Origin of the sequence: Fischerella thermalis PCC 7521 (assembly GCF_000317225.1) — a bacterium.
Taxonomy (GTDB): Bacteria; Cyanobacteriota; Cyanobacteriia; order Cyanobacteriales; family Nostocaceae; genus Fischerella; species Fischerella thermalis.
Genome location: NZ_AJLL01000057.1, coordinates 1 through 19,516, shown reverse-complemented (window position 1 = coordinate 19,516; position 19,516 = coordinate 1). Strand labels below are relative to the sequence as shown.

Genomic DNA, 19,516 nt, shown 5'->3' with positions numbered 1-19,516 from the left:
CTAAGATTAAAATATAGTCAATTTTTATTTATTTATGAGAAAATGAAAAGCTGCATATAACTTGGTCTAAATATAAAACAATAATTATTTAACCAACTGAATCTATAAGTGATAAATCACAGATAGATTGTGAATTGCGACACTATCTACTTGATAGAACTATCTATCTGAATCAATAATTACTATAGACTTGCGTATATTTCTCTTGATTAGAAAAAATCTCTTCCATTTCTTACGCATATTAGTGAGCAGTTACATTCTTGTTAGATTACTGTTTCTAGCAATCGTGTAGGAGTTGTGAAGACAGTCCAGACCCCCGACTTTTTCCAGAATAAAAAACCCTAGACCAATTCAATGATCTAGGATTACATAACTAAATTTTTGAAGTCGGGATGACAGGATTTGAACCTGCGGCATCCTGCTCCCAAAGCAGGCGCGCTACCAAGCTGCGCTACATCCCGTTAATTCCAATATCTTATCACAGTTGGGAACGTTTACACAAAATATAAATACATAAAAGCGTAGACTCTTTTATTCTACATCTTATGACTATACGCAAACAAGGATAAATCTACAAGGAAGTCGTTTATATGTCAAGAAATAGGGGTATAGCGCCAAGCAAGGAGCAAAGCAGCTAGGTTAGGAATTTAACTGTATTTATACCTATACTGCTATTACGGTATCTTCTAGCAAAAATATATGTTCATTAATTGGGCTAATTAAATACATTTGCTGCTTACTGAGGATACCAGAACATACCTTTAATGCCTTCTGGATCTGACATAAAACCCAAGCTTCGGTAGAAGTCTACAACATGGGGATCAGCAAAAAGAGTTACATTACTGATTTCTTCACTCCTCAGTTTTTTGAGAACATATTTCATCAGTGCTTTACCCAGCCCTTTACCTTGAAAATCTGGATGAACTACCACATCCCAAATCGTGGCATTAAAAGCATGATCCGAGGTAGCACGGGCAAAACCAATGAGTCGCCTTTTATTACCTCGCACTTGCCACATTGAAGCAACGAGAAAACTATGCTCAATAGCTTTTTTAACTTTTCTTAAAGGGCGACGCGACCAACCAACCGCATCACATAGTTCTTCCAGTTCATATAAATCAATATCTCTTTCCGTACTAAAAACAATGCGAGTCTCCTGGGTAGAAGCTTCGCTGACGCCACTGGAATTACCAGCGCTGTCCACTGTGTGCTCTTCAAAGGAAGTAGTTTTAGTTGTTGCGATCGGTTCAGAAGCACTAAACCAAGTTTTCCAAAAACCCATGCCAGCGTGGTTCGGGTAGTATAACTGAATTGGTTTCTAATGAAAGAGTGTTTATTAACGCTTATCTGAGTCAGTTATGTCTAAGTATCTCTCACATCCGTTGTTTTTGGCATAGTCGAGAGTTCCAATGACAGTTCTCAGTAATCGTTTACTTCACATCAATCATTTTCAACTTTAGCATTTTGTAGTAAGGCTAGGAAAAATTAACCAAAAGGACGGCAACTTAAAACTAAATAGCACACAAAACGTACGAAAGCTTTAGATTTGATCACAGCAAGCAAGGCTTACCTCCAACAATGGCTTCTGGTTTAAAATCTTCAACACTGGAACTCCTAAAACGCTTTAATCGCGCATTTCCTGAGTTTTATGAGCAATTTGTCAGCAGTGAAATTCAACTGCAAAATTTACGCTTGGCCTACCGCCTCTATAAAAGCAGGCGCGCAGTTATTGAACTGAAGCCGGAAGGTAGCAAAAGTGCTTTGCATTTTGCTTACCGTAACCAATCGTTTTTGCTCAGCGATATATTTGGTGTACTTGCAGCTTATGGGCTAACAATTCACGGTTTAAGTTTATACGGTCAGATTCGACCACCAATGCTGGTATTTATCAAACTACTAGTTTCCCGTGGTAGTAAAGCCTTGAGCGAGAAAACTTCCGAAAATGTCTGTCGCGCGGTTCGAGAAGCTTTAGCAGGGCGGTTTGAAGTAGAAGAAATGCTGGCAGTAGAATTCAATCTTGATGCTGGTTTAGAGCAGGTACAAACTGAATTTTACGTCGATCCAGTTTTTCATCTTCCTGCTTTAGTCATAGAGGCTGACAACCAACCGGGATTATTTTATAAAGTAATGTATGCCATTTGGCAGGAAGACCTTTTGGTAGTCAATGCCAACTTGTTAGTATGGCGTGGACGTACACGCTTGATTCTCTATTTGCTAGGGCCAAATGAAAGTCTAATTCCAGAATACTTAGGTCACAAAATTGCTGAAGGGATGCGACAGAGGTTGTTGGGCAAATGAAATGAAGGATGAAGTGTGAAGTGTTAAGTTCAATCTTTCGTCCTTTATTCTTGTGCTGTCGTACCCACTGTTCGGAGTACGATAGAAATATGGCTACCATCGAAATCTTGGGCGTTCCACACGCATACGAACTAACAGCTCCCACGTCCTATCCCCATACTTTGGTATTCGTTCACGGTTGGCTCAATAGTCGTGGCTACTGGCAACCTGTAATTTCTCGCTTGTCCGGTGATTTTCAGTGTCTGTCTTATGATTTAAGGGGTTTTGGCCAATCCCAGCCCAATAAATATACTGATTTTATTCATCAGGGAGTTTCTTTTGAACTGAGTTCTATCCAGCGCAGTGACTTTGCCAATCCTTTTGAGTCTCTTTACACACCAGCTGCCTATGCACAGGATTTAACTGCTCTGTTGGAACAGCTAAATATTACCAGTGCCTGGCTTGTTGGTCATTCCTTGGGAGGTACGATCGCTCTCTGGGGAACTGCTCAGAAGCCTGAGCGCATTCGGGGAGTCATCTGTATTAACTCTGGTGGCGGTATTTATCTCAAAGAAGCCTTTGAGCAATTTCGCCTTGCAGGTCAACGGTTTTTACAAATTCGTCCGCGATGGCTTAGTCAAGTACCTTTAATTGATTTGCTATTTAGTAGAGCGAGTGTGGTGCGTCCCCTAGAACGCTACTGGGCGCGCCAGCGGATCGTTGATTTCATCAACGCAGACCCAGAAGCAGCTTTAGGAACACTGCTAGATTCCACAACTGAGGATGAAATCAACCGTTTACCACAGTTAGTCGCCCAACTGAAACAGCCAATCTATTTCATTGCAGGCGCTCAAGATAAGGTCATGGAACCTAAGTATGTCCGTCATTTAGCAAGTTTTCATCCGTTGTTCCAATACAGTGGTAACAATGTGATCGAAATTCCTGGCTGTGGTCATCTAGCTATGTTAGAGAAACCAGACGCGGTTGCTGACCATATCCGCTCAATTGTTTTTAAACACTCAGAAATAAAGGTTGGAGATTAGGAGGATAAGGAAAACAAGGAAGACACGGCAGAAAATAAACACCAATGCCCGATCCTTAATACCCTATCCCTCATACAACTCCATCACCTGTGTCAATCCGAGGCGAGAGTGAACGCCGAGAGTTAAAGGTGAGGTATGACCCCGGCTTAAATGGTCAGAGGCGGCGCAAGCAATCATCGCGGCGTTGTCAGTGCAATATTTAAGAGGAGGAAACAAAACCCTGAGATTATATTCTGTGGCTGCGGATTGTAAGTGCTTTCTCAATCCACTGTTAGCTGCAACACCACCACCCACAGCAATTGTATGTAGACCATAGTCGATCGCACAAGCTATTGCTCTTTTTGTGAGCGATCGCGCCACGGTATCTTGGAAACTTGCTGCAATATCTTTTATTGGTACTGGTTGCTCTTGTTTCTCAAATTGCTGCACCAGACGTAGCACAGCTGTTTTTAAGCCACTAAAACTCGCATCGTAGGGATGATAGCCACCATTCGGTAAAGAAACTTTCCCTTCTGGCAGGCTAAAGGCTTGGGAATTTCCTTGTTGTGCTAACTTATCTATGATTGGCCCCCCAGGATATCCTAACTTCAAAAGACGGGCGACTTTATCAAAGGCTTCGCCAGCAGCATCATCACGAGTTTCGCCCAGAGTTTCGTATACACCACAATCTTTGACGTAGATCAAGCTTGTATGTCCACCGGAAACTAGTAAGCTTAAAAAAGGAGGCTTGAGGCTGGGTTCGCTGAGGTAATTAGCGTAAATGTGACCTTCTAGGTGATGAACACCCAAAAATGGTTTGTTGTGTACCATTGCCAGGGTTTTGGCAGCAGTTAACCCAACTAGTAACGCTCCCACCAGCCCAGGCGCGCAGGTGGCGGCGATACCATCTATCCCTTGCCAATCTAGCCGGGCTTGTTCCAAAGCTTGGGCGATCGCTATATTAATGACTTCTAAGTGCTGTCTAGACGCCACTTCTGGCACTACGCCGCCATATTGACTGTGGACAGGAATTTGCGACGTAACAATATTACTTATTACTTGACGATTGTTAACAATTGCTACAGCAGTTTCATCACAGCTGGTTTCTATCGCTAAAACGCTTGCCATTACTGGGTTATGCTTAATAAAGACTAGTTTGAGAAACTTTAACTTTTATTTACTTCAACTTTACTCGGTTCACAGGCAAGAGTATGATTGCCATAGACTCAAAACCCACTAAAATAACAGGAAAAATCAGAAATTTTGTCAGATTAATATCTGTCAAAAGTTTTGTTTATCCTACTTTGATTGTGGATTTAAACTCCACAATTTCACAAAAGACCAGATAAGAAATATTAAATTTCTGCTGGTCATCAAAAGTGAACATGCTTCTACATAAATTAGTCGAAAATTGATCACATCCTTTTTCGACAAAGGTTGTTTTAGTTCAGCCATTGGGTGTGATTCCCAAAAACATAAAATAAAGGTAATTTTAGTATTCACCTTTATTCTATGAAACTATACTGACGTAATAGTTGTGCAAATCAAAATTGTACAAGCCGCTTCGTTTTGTACAATATTAAGATTTTGTTTCGTAATGAAAGGAAACAATTCCATGCGACGCTTGTTTGCTTTGATTTTAGCGATTTGTCTTTGGTTTAACTTTGCTCCTGCCGCTAATGCGCTGGGAGCTGACCTTGTACCTTGTAGTGAATCTTCTGCCTTTGCTCAGCGTGCACAAGTTGCTCGCAACACCACCGCTGACCCCCAGTCTGGGCAAAAGCGATTTGAGCGTTATTCTCAGGCGTATTGTGGTCCTGAGGGTTTACCTCACTTAATTGTGGATGGTCGTTTAGACCGCGCTGGTGACTTTTTAATTCCCAGCATCCTCTTTTTGTATATTGCTGGTTGGATTGGCTGGGTTGGTCGTGCTTACCTGCAAACAATCAAAAAGCAAGGAGGCGACGTAGAACAGAAGGAAATTCAAATCGATGTTCCCTTGGCATTGCCAATCATGCTATCCGGCTTTGCTTGGCCAGCAGCAGCAATCAAAGAATTGCTTTCTGGTGAATTAACAGCCAAGGATGAAGAAATTCCCATTTCACCACGCTAGTATTGCTTGATTCATTGACTACTTCGGAGATTAATTCATGGATAATCAAAGCCCTTTCTTTAAGTTTCTTAGTACAGCACCTGTAATCACTACAATATGGCTGTTCATTACAGCAGGCATTTTGATTGAATTTAACCGCTTTTTCCCCGATCTACTTTTCCACCCGTTGCCGTAAGAAATAACGGGTTTTAGTTTTTGAAGGGTTTGGTTAGTAGGAGCGAAGCATTTGTATTATTTATATTTCTCGCTAAAGCGAAAATTTTATTGTACAGATGCTTCGCCCGTACAGTAGTTAGCTTGAGTAAATAATAAATAAATAGTAACTACTCGCTGCTAAATATTATAAAAAGAGTATTTTAACCTTTAAATGTTGATAACAACATGATTCTTTGTGTTATCAAAAATTAAAAATACCCGTTAACTTCTTTGTGCCCTTTATGGTTGATAAATATAAATCTTCAACAAGCTCAAAGCTAAATAATCAGGTATTTTTAGGTAGTAGGAAAGTAAATTAATTTTTCTAAACTTTAGTTTTCAAAAATGTCATTAAAAGACAATTATTATTAATATAAAATATTGCCACCTTACTGTTGAGAGGCGAAATTAAAATATGGCGCAAGCAGTAGATGCATCAAAAAATCTTCCTAGCGATCCTAGAAATCGGGAAGTAGTTTTTCCAGCAACACGTGATCCGCAAATTGGCAACTTAGAAACACCTATTAATTCTTCTGCCTTAACCAAGTGGTTCATTAACAACTTGCCTGCCTATCGTCCAGGTATAACTCCTTTTAGAAGAGGACTGGAAGTTGGCATGGCTCATGGTTACTGGATTTTTGGTCCCTTTGCCAAATTGGGTCCCCTGCGGAATACTGTGAATGCTGACTTAGCTGGTTTGTTATCAACTATTGGCTTACTCGTGATTTTGACAATAGCCCTATCTTTGTATGCTAATAGCAATCCTCCCGAACCAGTTGCTAGCGTGACTGCACCTCATCCTTCTGATGCTTTCCACACTAAAGAAGGTTGGAGTAACTTCGGCAGTGCTTTCTTAATTGGCGGTATTGGTGGTGCTGTTACAGCTTACTTCTTAACTGCCAATTTCGGATTGATTCAAGGTTTCTTTGGTTAATATGCGTGTTTGTTAATGGTTAGTGGTTAGTGGTTGATGGCTAATAACAATTACCAATTACCTATTACCTACTAACTACTATCTACTAACTATTAACTACTAACAAAATACAAAGGACACAAAGAAAAGGCTTAGTAAGTCTTGCTTTGTGCCCTTTGTCGCTTTTTGGGCAAATAATAGGGGTTTTTTAAGGGTGCTGAACTATCCAAACAAAGTTGCTTCTATAGATTTGAGGGTTGTTTCAAAATCGTCATTAACGATTTGAATATCAAATTCATCAGCAGCATTGATCTCATCTTGGGCGCGGCGTAGACGACGAGCGATCGCTTCTTCGGAGTCTTGTCCGCGAGTACGTATCCGTTTTTCTAACTCGCTGAATGAAGGTGGCAAGATAAAAATACTCAGTGCTTCGGGAAAGGAACGGCGTATTTGTCTAGCTCCTTCTAACTCTATTTCTAGTAAAACCAATTTGCCAGAACAAATTTGGTTGATGACTGGTTCACGGGGAGTACCGTAATAGTTGCCAGCAAATTCTGCCCATTCTAAAAATTCACCAGCTGCCACCAATTGTTCAAATTTACTACGGCTAATAAAGTAATAATCTTTGCCGTCGATTTCTCCTGGACGAGGAGAACGAGTAGTTGCGGATACCGAATAATAAAGCTCTGGATGACGCGCCAGGAGCGATCGCATTAAAGTGCCTTTTCCGACACCACTGGGCCCGGTTAAGACAATTAGCTTGCCAGAAGATGGACAATCTTTGGTAGTAGCACCACTCTGGATGGATAAAACTTGCATCATCCGCTCAACCTGTGAATTAATTAATAGACATTATTTATTGGTAATTGGTAATTGGTAAGAACACCTATTACATATTACCTATTCCCTTTGCCACCGATTTTCTGTGACTAACAGAATTTTGTAGTATGAGTGACAGAAAATTTGTCTATTTCACATGTTACTGCTGATATGGCGCAAATAGGAGTAAGAATTTTCATCAACTCCTGATTTAGTTATCTACCGCCTGATGCTCACGGGAAACCACAAAACGATTCGCAACCGTTTCCGGTTGAATCGCCGAGAGGATAACATGGCTGGAATCGGTAATAATTACAGCCCTGGTACGGCGACCGTAGGTTGCATCAATAAGTTGACCTCGATCGCGTGCATCCGTAATGATTCGCTTAATAGGGGCAGATTCTGGACTGACAATGGCAACTACTCGGTTAGCGGACACAATATTGCCAAAACCGATGTTGATTAGCTGAATGTCCATAAAAAACTAACACCAAATGTGGTGTGAGAAGCCTAATTAGAACTATTTCCCATGTTATCCCCAAAAAATAGCAGTTACAACGCTTTATTTCACCCCAAGCGGTGTTTTTTAAAAAGAAATGCTTTTTTAGCAATTTTTTATATCAAATAACTAAATATCTGCCTCGAGATATAGGCACAATTATTAAAATACAGGTAGTAGCTGTATCTGTATCTAGGGATTAAAATATAGGTGTTAAGAGTGCTACACAAAATTAAAAACCCAAACTCAAAAAAGCGTGTGTTTTCCTTGGTTTAGCTAATTTTAGATAGTATCTTTATTTTCGCTACCACGTAATCAATATCAAAGATTGAAAAAGATAAATTTGTCTGTTTGATACAAGACTATCATGAATGCAGTCACTAACAACAATTAATCAAACCAGATTTTGATAAACATTTATCCATCAGATTTACTCTAATAAATTAAGCGTGAAATCTTCTGTTCCTTATGCTGTGACAATTTTAGTCTCTTAACCTCATTTTTGCGTAAGGTAGCACGTTATTAAAATTTGTAATCAATATGAATCAGACATTGTAATTTCATACAATTTACTGTTACAGACAATCGAATCTGAATTGTTTTATACTGCATATTTTTGGTAATATAATTACGCTTGTTGTTGTAACTAGAAGTTGCAAACTATATCCATACACAAGCCAAAAATAAATATGCAGAAATCGCCTCAATCCAAGGTTTCATCTCAGCAAATCTCAGCACAAAGCTTCATTGCCAGATTCAATACTGCAACCGTAAGAATGACTATTCCATTTGTGCTGGCAGCTGCCTTGATGGCTAAGTACGTGACTACACAGTCTGCAAGAACATCTGCTGCACAACCATTAAATTCACTGAATGCTGCCACACCAGGCGGTATTTTGCTTGCTGCCAAATCATCTACTCAAAAAACATTAAAATTACGTACAAATGTACCAGACTCTGTACTAGTTCCTGCAACATCATCTGCTCAAAAAAAATTAAAATTACGCACTACTCCGCCACCACGTCCTAATTGGGCGATCGCTAAAGGAATGCCTATTCCTTCTCGTCTTCCAGGAAAAGAAAATACAGAAGTTGCCTACAATCTTGAAACACCTCCAGATTTTAAATACAGCCAAGAGTTGCAAAAAATCGTTAATGAAGTTGTGAAGCTAACTGCTGCTGAAGGTCTGCCGAAAAAACCTTTATCAATTACATTGATAGATGCAAAAACAGGCCAGACAGCAGGATATCAGCAAGACACACCCAGATATCCTGCTAGTGTAGTGAAAACATTCTGGATGACGGTTTTATATTCCCAAATTGAGAGTGGGATTTGGAAAAATGAAAATGATTTTACTCCTTATATCGCCAAGATGATTCAGGAGTCTGATAATGAGGCTGCGAGCTATATTGTTGATCAAATTACTGCTACACGTTCTCAACCTAGACTCAAGAGCGAAAAATTTAAAGGTTTGAAAAATAAACGTGAACAAGTAAATAGATTTTTCCGGGAAGCTGGCTATAAACGGATTAATGTGAGCCAAAAAACATTTCCACTTTATTACCTCAATCTTCCAGAACCTAGAGGTAGTGAGTTGCAAATGTTGAGTAGGCCCGTTTGGAATCCGAATCGGATTACAAGCAGACAAGCAGCCAGACTCATGTACGAAATTTGTTACCTGAAAACAGCTGTTTCTCAAGAAGCTAGTCAAAAAATGTGCAACTGGCTAGAAAGGGATTTAAATCCGAAAGCTTGGCAAGATCCGGATTTGTATGCTTTCAATCCTGTAAGAGGTTTTTTAGGTCAGTCTTTATCTAAAAATAACGTTAGTTTTCATTCTAAGGCTGGTTGGACTTCTCGCTCCCGTGCAGAAATGGCCATGGTTTCCACAGAAGATGATAAAACAACCTATATTTTAGCCATTTTTGGTCAAAGTCCTGCATACGCCAATAGCGTAGACATCTTTCCCCAAATCTCTCGTCTTGTCTACAAACGTATGACTGCTCGTGATACTAAACCAGAATCTAAGCCTGTAGCACTTTCCAATCTACCTGATGTGAATTAAAGTCTTGACCAAACAAAGGCAGACACAGACAGTCCCGATGAAAAGATTTCACCACCAAGCATAAAAAACCTCACAACACCCGTAATCCCCACTCCCTTGGGTGAGTGGGGCCCTGAGTTCCCTTCTGTGCGGGTCCACCAGAGGGGTGGCGTAGCCGGGGTAAGGTGACTTTTAAGCCAGAGGCTAAAAGGTAGAGGAAGACAACAAAGTAATATTTAATATAAGTAATTAAGTAATGGCAGTTAATACCTTATAAGCATTAACCTGTGAATATCCAGTTAAAAAATATCCAAAAATAGGACACTATGGCTAAAAGTATAGTTACCGGAGCAGCAGGTTTTATTGGCTCTCATCTTGTAGAAGCATTGTTGAAAAGAGGAGAAGAGGTAATCGGCATTGATGAATTTAATGATTACTATAACCCCACAATCAAGCGTAAGAATATTGCACATTTGCAAAATCATCCCCGCTTTACATTAGTAGAAGGAAATATTCAGTTTCTAGACTGGAAAACACTTCTAAAAAATGTTGATGTAATTTATCATCAGGCAGCGCAGGCGGGAGTAAGGACTAGTTGGGGAGAAGGGTTTCGTGCCTACACTGAAAGAAATATTAACAGTACTCAAGTTTTATTAGAAGCAGCAAAAGATACTCCCTCTCTCAAAAGATTGGTATTCGCTTCTACTTCCAGTGTCTATGGTGATGCTGAAACTTTACCTACCCATGAAGAAATTTGTCCCAAGCCTGTTTCCCCTTACGGAATTACCAAGCTTGCAGCTGAGCGTTTATGTGGACTTTATCACAAAAATTTTGGTGTGCCATTTGTATCTTTGCGCTATTTCACTGTTTATGGCCCGAGACAGCGCCCTGACATGGCGTTTCATAAGTTTTTTAAAGCAGTTTTAACAGATCAAGCAATTCCCATTTACGGAGATGGACAGCAAACCCGAGACTTTACTTTTGTCAGTGATGCTGTTGCAGCTAATTTAGCTGCCGCTACCGTACTAGAAGCTGTAGGGGAGATATTTAATATTGGCGGTGGTAGTAGAGTGGTTTTAGCAGAAGTTTTGCAGACAATGGAAGAAATAGTTGGACATCCCATCAAGAAGAACCATGTAGAAAAAGCAATGGGAGATGCCCGTCATACTGCGGCAGATGTGTCAAAAGCACGAAAGGTTTTAGGATATCAGCCACAAGTTTCTCTATATGACGGCTTAAAACAAGAATGGCAATGGATACAATCATTTTATTAAAAAATAAGGCAGAAGGCAGATGGTGAGTCAGCGACTCTTACGCAGGGGGTTCCCTATAAGCGACTGGCGTAGATGCCTAGAGAGGTTTTTTATGCATGAGTGTGAAATTTTTTCATCGAGACTGCCCTCAGCATAGTTGCCTTATTTTCAAGCTAGAGTACGCCTTTGGGATGAAAAAATCTTCCTGAACCACTAAGACTCCAAGACACAAAGAATTTTCATCCCTTTTGGTGTACATAGTTCATTACGGCTACTTAATTTTCTGTTTTCTTTTGATTTGGTTTCTAAGAAAAACATTAAATTTTTATAAAAATTGAAATTTACATTCTCCAACTCCAAAGGATTACGATATTCTATATAACAATTTCCTGGAAATGGTAGATGTCTCAATCCTGTAAATTTTGCTGTTACTCAAAAATCTACCGTTAAGCCCTTGTTTCAATGGGTTTGTCAAATAATGCACACATGTTGATGAAAAAACGAATAAGATCGTACTATTGTTTCCCTGCTATATTATCTATGCTGGGAAGAAGTGGAGTTTATTGATATAAGTGTCTGCAAAGGTTGGTAGTCACAATTAAACTTTTTTAGTGGTGATTACCGTACAAAACCGAATTTGCTAGCAACTCAGTAGAGTTAGTTATGATATATTGAAGAAGCTAAGACTAGCTTTACCAAAGTACTAAACTCTACGGATAGACAATGGCTCCGAAATGGAAAGCGGTTTTGACTAAGCATTTACCAAACCAAATCTGAATTGAAATTCAATCGAGGTTATGATTCAGCAAGTAATTCACCCAATGGTGAAATTGCAGCGTAATGTGCAATCACTCGTAGACTCAAACATTATCAAGCCAACTGATAGTATCTGGAAAATCGCTCTGCTGTTCGGTAATGAATGGCAGTATTGGAAAAAAGAATTATTGGATTTTGGATTTAATATGCAAGACCCTGTTAGTGATTTATTAGCAGTAGAGGCTTGGGACGAAGAGTAAGCACGAGAGTTGTTTGTTGTTGGGAATAACAACTAACTATCAACAATCAACAACCTACTCTTTACTATTCACAAGCAGCCAAGGCTAGAGCTAAGTCCCTAGCTGTTTGGTAGCGATCGCGTGGCAATGGTTGTGTAACACGATTAATTACTTCTGCCAGTTTAGGGGTAATAGTGGGGACTTTTGTCAAATCAAACCGAAAGCTTCGCCCTTGCTGACGGTAAAACTTGAAAGGATTTTCACCACTGAGCAGATAGATGAGTGTTGGACCAATGGCATATAAATCAGATTGGGTGAGAGGTTGTCCCCGTTCCTGTTCAGGGGCGCAATAACCTTCTGCACCAATTCGAGTACCTGGTGCAGTACCAACAATTTCTTTCACTGCGCCAAAATCTAACACAACTATGCCATTATTTGAATTCCGCACCATCAAATTTGCAGGTTTTATATCGCGGTGAATTAGCGGAGGTTCTTGGCTATGCAAATAGTCTAAGATGTCGCAGGTTTGGATCATCCAAGTGATCGCCTGAGATGGAGTCACAGGACCTTTGTATAAAATCAATTTTTCTAAATCCTGGCCATGAACTAATTCCATCGCCAGATATCTTTTTCCTCCTTCCTCAAAAAAATCATAATATTTGGGAATGCCTGGATGGTGAAGAGATTTGAGAGTGTTGGCCTCTCTTTCAAATAGCTCACGGGCCTTAGCAATTTTTGCCATGTCAGCATTCATTTGCTTTAACACCAAAAGCTGAGGCTGTCCGCTGATTTTTCCAGTTTCATCCCAGGCTAGATAAGTTGTACCCATACCTCCCTGTCCCAGTGTCCGCAAAACGTGATAATCGCGAATGGTTTTGAGGACAGTCAGCGGTTGACCACAATGGATACAAAACAGATTGTTGGGGGAGTTTCCTTCGTGGGTACAATTACTAAGCGAGTGTGTAGGTCTGTTTTGCACCCTTGTCTGCTGGATGTGAAACTTGAGGATTGGCCCTCCCCGCGCCAATTGCAACAGCGAATCATTTGGTACAGGACTTTGAGTTACCAGCACACCATTAACAAAAGTACCATTCGTACCTTTACTAATCACCTGCCAGGAACCGCCATCATAACCAGAACTGATTTGTCTGAGTTCAAGATGGTGTCGCGATACAAGAGTATCGGTTAAAACAACATGATTATCCGCCGAACGACCAATCCGAATCACGGACTCGTTTTCAAAATGCCACTCCTGGAGGGGCGTTTTTTGTTGCGGTTCTAACAGGGTCAGAATAACCACATTACAAAGTAACTAAGGGAATGGGAATTGTTGGTTGTTGATTGTCGATTGTTGGTAGTTGGTAGTTGATTGTTGGTAGGTTCTCCAAACAACAAACACCAAAGAACAAACATCCACTAACCATTAACCATATTTTGACTATCTAAATTTGGGCGTACTTTTGCCCTAATCAATACAATGGTGATGTTGTCATGACCATTGTAATCGTTTGCCAAATCAATTAAATCCCTGACGCCAGTTTCCAGGTTAGCACCGGAACCTAGCAGGGGAAGTAAATGAGTTGAATAGCGAGTTTCTAGTAGATCATTATCTGATAAACCGTCTGATGCTAAGATAAACAGGGTATCTTCCGCAATATCCAAAAATTGCACATCGGCAGAAATTGAGTGTTCATCACGGGGACCAAGGGCTTGTGTGAGTTGGTATGCATCTGGTCGGGTATATGCCACACTAGGCTCTACTCCTCGCGAGATTTCTCGTTGACCAACTTCATGATCTACTGTTATTTGTTCTAAGCCCCCCTTGCGAGTCAGACGATAAAGCCGACTATCACCTACATGGGCTACGGCTGCTTGAGTATCTTGAATTAACAGCATCACCAAAGTCGTACCCATACGCCCAACACCAGATCGGGCATCTTGTTGATTAATTTTGTAAATTGCTTGGTTTGCTTGTCCTACTGCTTCACGGATTTGTTCTTCTGTAGGTAATTTATTATCGACCCAATGAGTTTGAAAGTATTGTTGCACGGTGTTTACAGCCAAGGCACTGGCTACTTCCCCACCAGCATGTCCACCCATACCATCACAAAGAATATACAAAGCACGGGCTTGGACATTGCGGCTAGTGGGCAATTCCAGCCTAGTTATTTTGCTATCAATACCAAAGTAGTCTTCGTTATGATGTCGTTGACGCCCAACATCGGTAAGTCCGGCGTGTTCTAAGCTGATTAGCTGCATTGGTAGGACTACCGTCGGCATATCATCATTTTTTGAGACATTGTCTTCTTGCGGCTCACCTAATTGCAAAATTGTCGGTGAATTGGTAGCTAAATCGACTGTTGCAGTCACATCTGAGTCATCGAAACTGGAGGTTGGTTGCAATTCTGTAGCGATCGCCTGCAAACCAGACTGTAAATGTAACAAATTATCAATCTTACCTGCTTCCAAATCTGTCAAAAGTTGTAACAAAGAACCAAATTGTGTACGCTGAGACTCTCTAAAAAGCTTGTGCCAAACTTGGGCCAAAGCTTGAATATTTAAGACATTTTCAATTTGTTCAGGTGTGTTATTTTCTTCATGAGTCAGCATGTTGCTAGTACTGCTTTGCTGAAACGTTGGCCCATATAACATTTGTAACGCTACTGCTTGGTCTTCATCTAACCGCAGATTCGATAAATCCAAAAGACTGTGACAACAATTTAGGGGTTCTAGCAGCGCCCAAAGTTGTGTCATCTGATAGAAGCAGTTGATCATTTGTAGACAACTGGTTGACTCATCGCGCCATAAATCTAGCAAGTACTTCCAATCAGAACGGTCTTCAATGAGTACTACCTGTATGTTTTCGTTCTGCCATGCATCGTGAATAGGCGGTATACCTTGATGAGTATAAGCTGCTAAAGCAACATATGCTTTAGCAGAAACAGGAACACCACTAGCCTCCATCGCAGGCGTTACTAGTCCCTGATACTGGTTAGCAATCATTGCTTCCAAAGGAGAAACCTGGTAAGGCAGACAATCTAAAACTCTCACATACACTTGAGTATGAGGCGCTACGTCTCCCAAGTTTGGTAATGGTTCTAGCAGCTGATAGCGCTTTTGCTGGTCTAAGTAGGGATATTCTGGCAGAAGAGATAAGGTAGAAGCAGAAACAGAGACTACCTGAGGTGGTGATGTGGAGTCACTCCCACTCTCCTCGCTACCGCCTATCTCCTTCTCTGATTCATTAAAATCTCTTTCTGTTACTTCTAAATCTCCTACCTTGGTAATAATTGCCCACCAAACTCTGCCACATTCAGCACCGCAGTTATGACACTGTTGTGCATCCACAGGCACTTGGGTATCACATTGTGGACAGAACTTGTGGGTCAGGGACGCCCCACATTTTTGACAGAATTTGTTGGAAATGGGGTTTTCAAATTTACACTGAGGGCAAATCAGCATTGTGGAAGTTCCTTAATTCCCGCTCCAAGGTGCTTGTGGCTACTACGCTCAAAGTGCCACAATCGGCAGCCCCTGCCTATAGTAGACCTACAAATGATTGTAGTTTTACATGTGAGTTTTTGTGGCAGTCTTAATTTTTACGCATCTTAGCCAAACATTTTGATATCTCGGCAAGTTGACTCCTCACAATAACTTGCCATTAAAATAATCTTAAGCAGCATATTACAACACATTTCTTTAAATTTGGTAATAAGTAATGGGTAATGGGTAATTGGTAATTTAGATACTGATATTGTCCTATGCCCCATGCCCGAGGTTTTATACCAATGGAAGTTGAATAGTAAAACAAGTAAGATTTGACCCACTTTCTACTTTAATAGTTCCCCCCATGTATTTGATAAGCTTTTGTACCAATGCTAACCCTAATCCTGTACCTCCCTGTTTCCAAGGATCGTTGCTGGGAATACGGTAGAATTTTTCAAAAATGCGTGGCAATTCAGATATAGGGATTTCTGCACCATCATTACTGACTTGAATTTGCATGAAATTAGCTTTTGACTGAGCAGTAATAATAATTTCTGCACCTGGAGGACTAAATTTACAAGCATTTGTCAACAGTTCTATTAAAATACGCTCCAAGCTAAATTGATCGCAAATGAAACTGGGAAGATTATCAGCTATCCTCAGCTGTAAATTGTGTAAAGAACTGTTGCGGTTGCGTGCTTGAAATAATTCCACTACTCTTTCTAACCATTCTTGTACTTGAATAGTTTCTAATACTAGAGGTTTGGCAGTTGTATCCAGACGCTGTAAATCTAAAAAGTTATTAATTAGATTGATTTCTCGATCACATTCATTATTTAAAATTTGGAAATAACGAGCCACTTTTGATCTTTGTGCATGGGGTTTTGCCATTTCTAAGAGCAAGTTTTGCTCTTGATTAAGTGCAATTCCTAGCATTTGTATCGCCATTTTCATGTTGGTGAGTGGTGTGCGTAGTTCATGAGAAACCGTACTGAGAAATTCATCTTTGAGGCGATTGAGATTTTCTAATTCTTCTAATTGTGCTTGTGTCGCTTTTTGGCTTTCTTTAAGAGCAACTTCCGCTAATTTTCGCTCAGTGATATCTATAGCTGAACCAATATAACCAGCAAAGTTTCCACTGGGAGTAAATCGAGGGACGCCAGTATTTAAAATCCAACGATATTCTCCATCAGCACGCTTGAAGCGATATTCTATTTGAAACTTCGTACGTATATTGAAGGCGGTTTCGTAGGTTTGTGTACAGAAATTTTTATCTTCGGGATGTATTCCTTCCAGCCAACCCAAACCTTGCTCTTGTTCCTGATTACGTCCAGTAAATTCTAACCATAACTGGTTAAAAAAATTACACAATCCTTTGGAGTCAGCCATCCACAACATCACAGGTGCAGTATTGGCCATAGTGTGAAAGCGCTGTTCACTTTCTCGCAAGGCATCTTCCGAAAGCTTATGAGCAGTTATGTCTTCAAAAACCATTGAAATCAATGGATTTTCCTTTTCAGGATGCAGTACCCTTACCACTACTTTTACCCATTTCATTTGACTGGTAGGGCAGTTTAAGCGCAGTTCAAGATTGACAATTTCGTTTTCTCGTGCATCCTCAAATAGCTTTCTCAATGCATGAGATAGCCTGTGCTGTTCTGATTGAACAAATAAATTCAGAATAGACTGTTGTACCAATTCTTCTGGAGAATAGCCAAGACTAGTAGCACCAAATTTATTGACAGATAATATTACTCCATTTTTATTGATTGTTAAGTACACACAAGGTGTATTTTCATACAATTTGCGATACCATAACAGTTCTTCTTGGGTACGACGCCAGGATTCTGCTGTGCAATTTTCGACTTCGGAGGCTCTTTCTGGTACAAGTTCCAAGCGTACAGGTGTTGCAGAAACCATATCATTTTGTTGTTGGCAAGCGTGATGCCAGCTAGATGGCTGATTAAGGCTCATAGAACTTAAGCTTGCACCCAAGCGCTGATGTTAACTAAGGAGGTCAAAAAGAAAAGAGTATTATACTGCTTATAGCGTAATTTCTGTGAAAAAAATCTAATAAAAACTTATATTAAGAAGAATACAGGGAACTCTTAACAGGAAAAAGTTTTTTTCATAAGTTAGTGGTGAAATTGTTTCATCGGAAATGCCTTTGTTTGTAATCCCTTTTGTTTTCTTGAGGAGCGATTTGAAAAAGTTAAGTTGTGTAGTGACTTTATTTCCTGTGGCGTCAAATCACGCCATTGGCCTGGTTTGAGATTATCTAAGTGTAAGTCAGCGATCGCCACTCGCACTAGTCGTAAAGTCGGAAATCCCACAGCCGCCGTCATTCTCCGTACTTGCCGATTTTTTCCCTCTGTCAAAACCATCTCCAGCCATGTTGTCGGTACATTCTTACGAAATCGAATTGGCGGATCCCGCTCAGGTAAAATTGATTCTGCTGACAACAGCCTCACTTTAGCTGGTCGAGTATGGTAATCCTGAATTATTACACCTGTTTCTAATTTTTCTAGAGCCGCAACATCAGGAATGCGTTCCACCTGTACCCAGTAAGTTCGCTCATGTCCAAACCGAGGATCACAGAGTCGATGTTTGAGTTGTCCGTGATTTGTCAACAACAATAAACCTTCACTATCCCAGTCCAAACGACCCACCGGATACACATCTGGAATCGAAATATAATCTTTTAAAGTGCTACGAGTTGGAGTATCTTGAGTAAATTGGCACAAAACTCCATAGGGTTTATAAAACAAAATATATCGATAATGATTTGTCATATTATTGAGGGGGCGGAGCGGGCCCAAGTATTTTGTGACAAAGCGGCTGAAGCAAAGAAAATAGAGGAGTGTGACCGTTTTGGGGTAAAAAAAGATAGGTCAGGTATTCTCAACAAGACCTATCAAATGATAATGTTACCTAAATTCTACCAAAACTGCGCTCATTATGTACGGACACCAGCGCAGTACAAGATGCTAGAAATTTTGCTGATGCTATTGCAATTTCATAAAACTGTGACAATTGAGAAACTAGCAACAGTATTTCCACAACCGATAAGATTTGAAAGTCGGCGACAAAGTATTCAAAGATTCTTACTATTACCTCAGTCGTCAATTCCATATCTGTGGTTTCCCCTCATCAAAAGATGGGTAAAAAATAGCTTCAAAGCAGGAAATAAACGATTGATATTTGCCATTGATAGAACACAATGGCGTTCACAAAATGTATTTGTAATCAGTTTAATAGAGCAAAAAAGAGCAATACCTGTGTACTGGCTATTGTTACCCAAAAGAGGATGTAGTAATTTGGGAGAACAGAAAAAATTAATTCGTCCACTGTTACAGTTATTTAAGGAATATCAAATGCTGGTACTGGGGGATAGAGAATTCCACAGTATAAAACTGGCAAACTGGCTACATAGCAAGGGTATTGACTTTGTATTGTGTCAAAAAAAAGGTACTTATATTCGGCAAGAAAACCAATCACACCAACGCTTACAATCTTTGGGAATATAACCTTGATAGTCTTGCAGATGCAATTACAGCATTTAAGTTGCGAAGTGGCATTAAAGCGATGTTTAAAGATTGTAAGACTGGGGGGTATAATCTCGAATCTACCTATGCTGATGGTCAACGGTTGATAGCACTGATTTACCCTATTTTCAGCAAGGTCTACGGGCTATGACTCTTATCCAGTCTGCTCTATAACTTTTTTGTCACCTCTTCAGAACCTGAAGATAAAAGCTCAAGCTTTTGGCTTAGAACTCATTCCTATTTCTGACTCAACGCTAGGAGTGATTATACTTCCCAAAAGTAACACTGTAATAAAAATAAACGAACAAGCCGTTCTAGATCTGCCTAGAACGGCTCCTGTTATGTAAATAATAT

The 19,516-nt window shown here is 40.1% G+C and carries 17 protein-coding genes and 1 tRNA gene; 9 read left to right on the top strand and 9 right to left on the bottom strand.

Features of this window, described 5'->3' with window-relative positions:
* Nucleotides 1–387 precede the first annotated feature (387 nt).
* A tRNA-Pro gene (locus UYK_RS0111980) sits at nt 388–461 on the bottom strand.
* Nucleotides 462–736: 275 nt separating this feature from the next.
* Entirely contained in the window at nt 737–1,282 is a 546-nt protein-coding gene (locus tag UYK_RS0111975; RefSeq protein ID WP_009459074.1) for a GNAT family N-acetyltransferase, read from the bottom strand.
* Nucleotides 1,283–1,578: 296 nt separating this feature from the next.
* On the opposite strand from UYK_RS0111975, the gene UYK_RS0111970 reads away from it, so the two are divergent.
* Complete coding sequence (locus UYK_RS0111970) at nt 1,579–2,298, top strand: hypothetical protein (RefSeq protein WP_009459076.1); 720 nt, start codon at nt 1,579–1,581, stop codon at nt 2,296–2,298.
* An 89-nt stretch (nt 2,299–2,387) separates the two neighbouring features.
* Nucleotides 2,388–3,320 carry an alpha/beta fold hydrolase gene (locus UYK_RS0111965; protein WP_009459079.1) on the top strand — a complete coding sequence of 311 codons (933 nt, stop codon included), beginning with the start codon at nt 2,388–2,390 and terminating at the stop codon, nt 3,318–3,320.
* A 63-nt stretch (nt 3,321–3,383) separates the two neighbouring features.
* Here the strand turns inward: UYK_RS0111965 and tsaD are convergent, their stop codons facing one another.
* Complete coding sequence (gene tsaD, locus UYK_RS0111960) at nt 3,384–4,427, bottom strand: tRNA (adenosine(37)-N6)-threonylcarbamoyltransferase complex transferase subunit TsaD (protein WP_009459080.1); 1,044 nt, start codon at nt 4,425–4,427, stop codon at nt 3,384–3,386.
* Between the two features lie 487 nt (nt 4,428–4,914).
* On the opposite strand from tsaD, the gene UYK_RS0111955 reads away from it, so the two are divergent.
* From UYK_RS0111955 to UYK_RS0111950, 3 genes are all read left to right on the top strand, one after another.
* Complete coding sequence (locus UYK_RS0111955; protein ID WP_009459081.1) at nt 4,915–5,412, top strand: photosystem I reaction center protein PsaF subunit III; 498 nt, start codon at nt 4,915–4,917, stop codon at nt 5,410–5,412.
* 37 nt (nt 5,413–5,449) lie between these two features.
* Complete coding sequence (psaJ, locus tag UYK_RS25035) at nt 5,450–5,587, top strand: photosystem I reaction center subunit IX (RefSeq protein ID WP_009459082.1); 138 nt, start codon at nt 5,450–5,452, stop codon at nt 5,585–5,587.
* A gap of 435 nt (nt 5,588–6,022) precedes the next feature.
* The gene (locus UYK_RS0111950) at nt 6,023–6,541 is read left to right on the top strand and encodes a photosystem I reaction center protein subunit XI (RefSeq protein ID WP_009459087.1); all 519 of its coding nucleotides are present in this window, start codon (nt 6,023–6,025) and stop codon (nt 6,539–6,541) included.
* Nucleotides 6,542–6,742: 201 nt separating this feature from the next.
* Here the strand turns inward: UYK_RS0111950 and gmk are convergent, their stop codons facing one another.
* Together gmk and remA are read right to left on the bottom strand one after the other, a co-directional pair.
* The gene (gene gmk, locus UYK_RS0111945; protein WP_009459089.1) at nt 6,743–7,342 is read right to left on the bottom strand and encodes a guanylate kinase; all 600 of its coding nucleotides are present in this window, start codon (nt 7,340–7,342) and stop codon (nt 6,743–6,745) included.
* A 208-nt stretch (nt 7,343–7,550) separates the two neighbouring features.
* Nucleotides 7,551–7,817 carry an extracellular matrix/biofilm regulator RemA gene (gene remA / locus UYK_RS0111940; protein ID WP_009459091.1) on the bottom strand — a complete coding sequence of 89 codons (267 nt, stop codon included), beginning with the start codon at nt 7,815–7,817 and terminating at the stop codon, nt 7,551–7,553.
* A gap of 710 nt (nt 7,818–8,527) precedes the next feature.
* Between remA and UYK_RS0111935 the strand changes: the two genes are divergently transcribed.
* The 3 genes from UYK_RS0111935 (at nt 8,528) to UYK_RS0111925 (ending at nt 12,152) form a co-directional block, all read left to right on the top strand.
* The gene (locus tag UYK_RS0111935; protein ID WP_009459093.1) at nt 8,528–9,904 is read left to right on the top strand and encodes a serine hydrolase; all 1,377 of its coding nucleotides are present in this window, start codon (nt 8,528–8,530) and stop codon (nt 9,902–9,904) included.
* A 305-nt stretch (nt 9,905–10,209) separates the two neighbouring features.
* A complete protein-coding gene (locus UYK_RS0111930) occupies nt 10,210–11,157 on the top strand; it encodes an NAD-dependent epimerase/dehydratase family protein (protein WP_009459094.1) in 948 nt (315 codons plus the stop codon).
* 776 nt (nt 11,158–11,933) lie between these two features.
* Nucleotides 11,934–12,152, top strand: coding sequence for a DUF4327 family protein (locus UYK_RS0111925; protein ID WP_009459095.1), 219 nt, complete (start codon nt 11,934–11,936; stop codon nt 12,150–12,152).
* Nucleotides 12,153–12,216: 64 nt separating this feature from the next.
* Here the strand turns inward: UYK_RS0111925 and UYK_RS0111920 are convergent, their stop codons facing one another.
* The 4 genes from UYK_RS0111920 to UYK_RS0111900 form a co-directional block, all read right to left on the bottom strand.
* The gene (locus UYK_RS0111920; protein WP_009459096.1) at nt 12,217–13,431 is read right to left on the bottom strand and encodes an FHA domain-containing serine/threonine-protein kinase; all 1,215 of its coding nucleotides are present in this window, start codon (nt 13,429–13,431) and stop codon (nt 12,217–12,219) included.
* 116 nt (nt 13,432–13,547) lie between these two features.
* Complete coding sequence (locus UYK_RS0111910) at nt 13,548–15,593, bottom strand: serine/threonine phosphatase (RefSeq protein ID WP_016871466.1); 2,046 nt, start codon at nt 15,591–15,593, stop codon at nt 13,548–13,550.
* A 318-nt stretch (nt 15,594–15,911) separates the two neighbouring features.
* Entirely contained in the window at nt 15,912–17,591 is a 1,680-nt protein-coding gene (locus tag UYK_RS0111905; protein ID WP_009459100.1) for a sensor histidine kinase, read from the bottom strand.
* A 161-nt stretch (nt 17,592–17,752) separates the two neighbouring features.
* Nucleotides 17,753–18,409, bottom strand: coding sequence for a pseudouridine synthase (locus UYK_RS0111900; protein ID WP_016871465.1), 657 nt, complete (start codon nt 18,407–18,409; stop codon nt 17,753–17,755).
* A 132-nt stretch (nt 18,410–18,541) separates the two neighbouring features.
* Between UYK_RS0111900 and UYK_RS0111895 the strand changes: the two genes are divergently transcribed.
* Nucleotides 18,542–19,144, top strand: a complete 603-nt coding sequence (locus UYK_RS0111895) for a hypothetical protein (RefSeq protein WP_235182326.1) — start codon at nt 18,542–18,544, stop codon at nt 19,142–19,144.
* Nucleotides 19,145–19,516: the final 372 nt, after the last annotated feature.

Bases quoted from the DNA above. Each gene is read 5' to 3' on its own strand.
- tsaD (WP_009459080.1), bottom strand. From the start codon at position 4,427: ATGGCAAGCGTTTTAGCGATAGAAACCAGCTGTGATGAAACTGCTGTA.
- UYK_RS0111930 (WP_009459094.1), top strand. From the start codon at position 10,210: ATGGCTAAAAGTATAGTTACCGGAGCAGCAGGTTTTATTGGCTCTCAT.
- UYK_RS0111900 (WP_016871465.1), bottom strand. From the start codon at position 18,409: ATGACAAATCATTATCGATATATTTTGTTTTATAAACCCTATGGAGTT.
- UYK_RS0111935 (WP_009459093.1), top strand. From the start codon at position 8,528: ATGCAGAAATCGCCTCAATCCAAGGTTTCATCTCAGCAAATCTCAGCA.
- UYK_RS0111965 (WP_009459079.1), top strand. From the start codon at position 2,388: ATGGCTACCATCGAAATCTTGGGCGTTCCACACGCATACGAACTAACA.
- UYK_RS0111925 (WP_009459095.1), top strand. From the start codon at position 11,934: ATGATTCAGCAAGTAATTCACCCAATGGTGAAATTGCAGCGTAATGTG.
- remA (WP_009459091.1), bottom strand. From the start codon at position 7,817: ATGGACATTCAGCTAATCAACATCGGTTTTGGCAATATTGTGTCCGCT.
- psaJ (WP_009459082.1), top strand. From the start codon at position 5,450: ATGGATAATCAAAGCCCTTTCTTTAAGTTTCTTAGTACAGCACCTGTA.
- UYK_RS0111910 (WP_016871466.1), bottom strand. From the start codon at position 15,593: ATGCTGATTTGCCCTCAGTGTAAATTTGAAAACCCCATTTCCAACAAA.
- UYK_RS0111950 (WP_009459087.1), top strand. From the start codon at position 6,023: ATGGCGCAAGCAGTAGATGCATCAAAAAATCTTCCTAGCGATCCTAGA.
- UYK_RS0111955 (WP_009459081.1), top strand. From the start codon at position 4,915: ATGCGACGCTTGTTTGCTTTGATTTTAGCGATTTGTCTTTGGTTTAAC.
- UYK_RS0111905 (WP_009459100.1), bottom strand. From the start codon at position 17,591: ATGAGCCTTAATCAGCCATCTAGCTGGCATCACGCTTGCCAACAACAA.
- gmk (WP_009459089.1), bottom strand. From the start codon at position 7,342: ATGATGCAAGTTTTATCCATCCAGAGTGGTGCTACTACCAAAGATTGT.
- UYK_RS0111895 (WP_235182326.1), top strand. From the start codon at position 18,542: ATGTTACCTAAATTCTACCAAAACTGCGCTCATTATGTACGGACACCA.
- UYK_RS0111970 (WP_009459076.1), top strand. From the start codon at position 1,579: ATGGCTTCTGGTTTAAAATCTTCAACACTGGAACTCCTAAAACGCTTT.
- UYK_RS0111975 (WP_009459074.1), bottom strand. From the start codon at position 1,282: ATGGGTTTTTGGAAAACTTGGTTTAGTGCTTCTGAACCGATCGCAACA.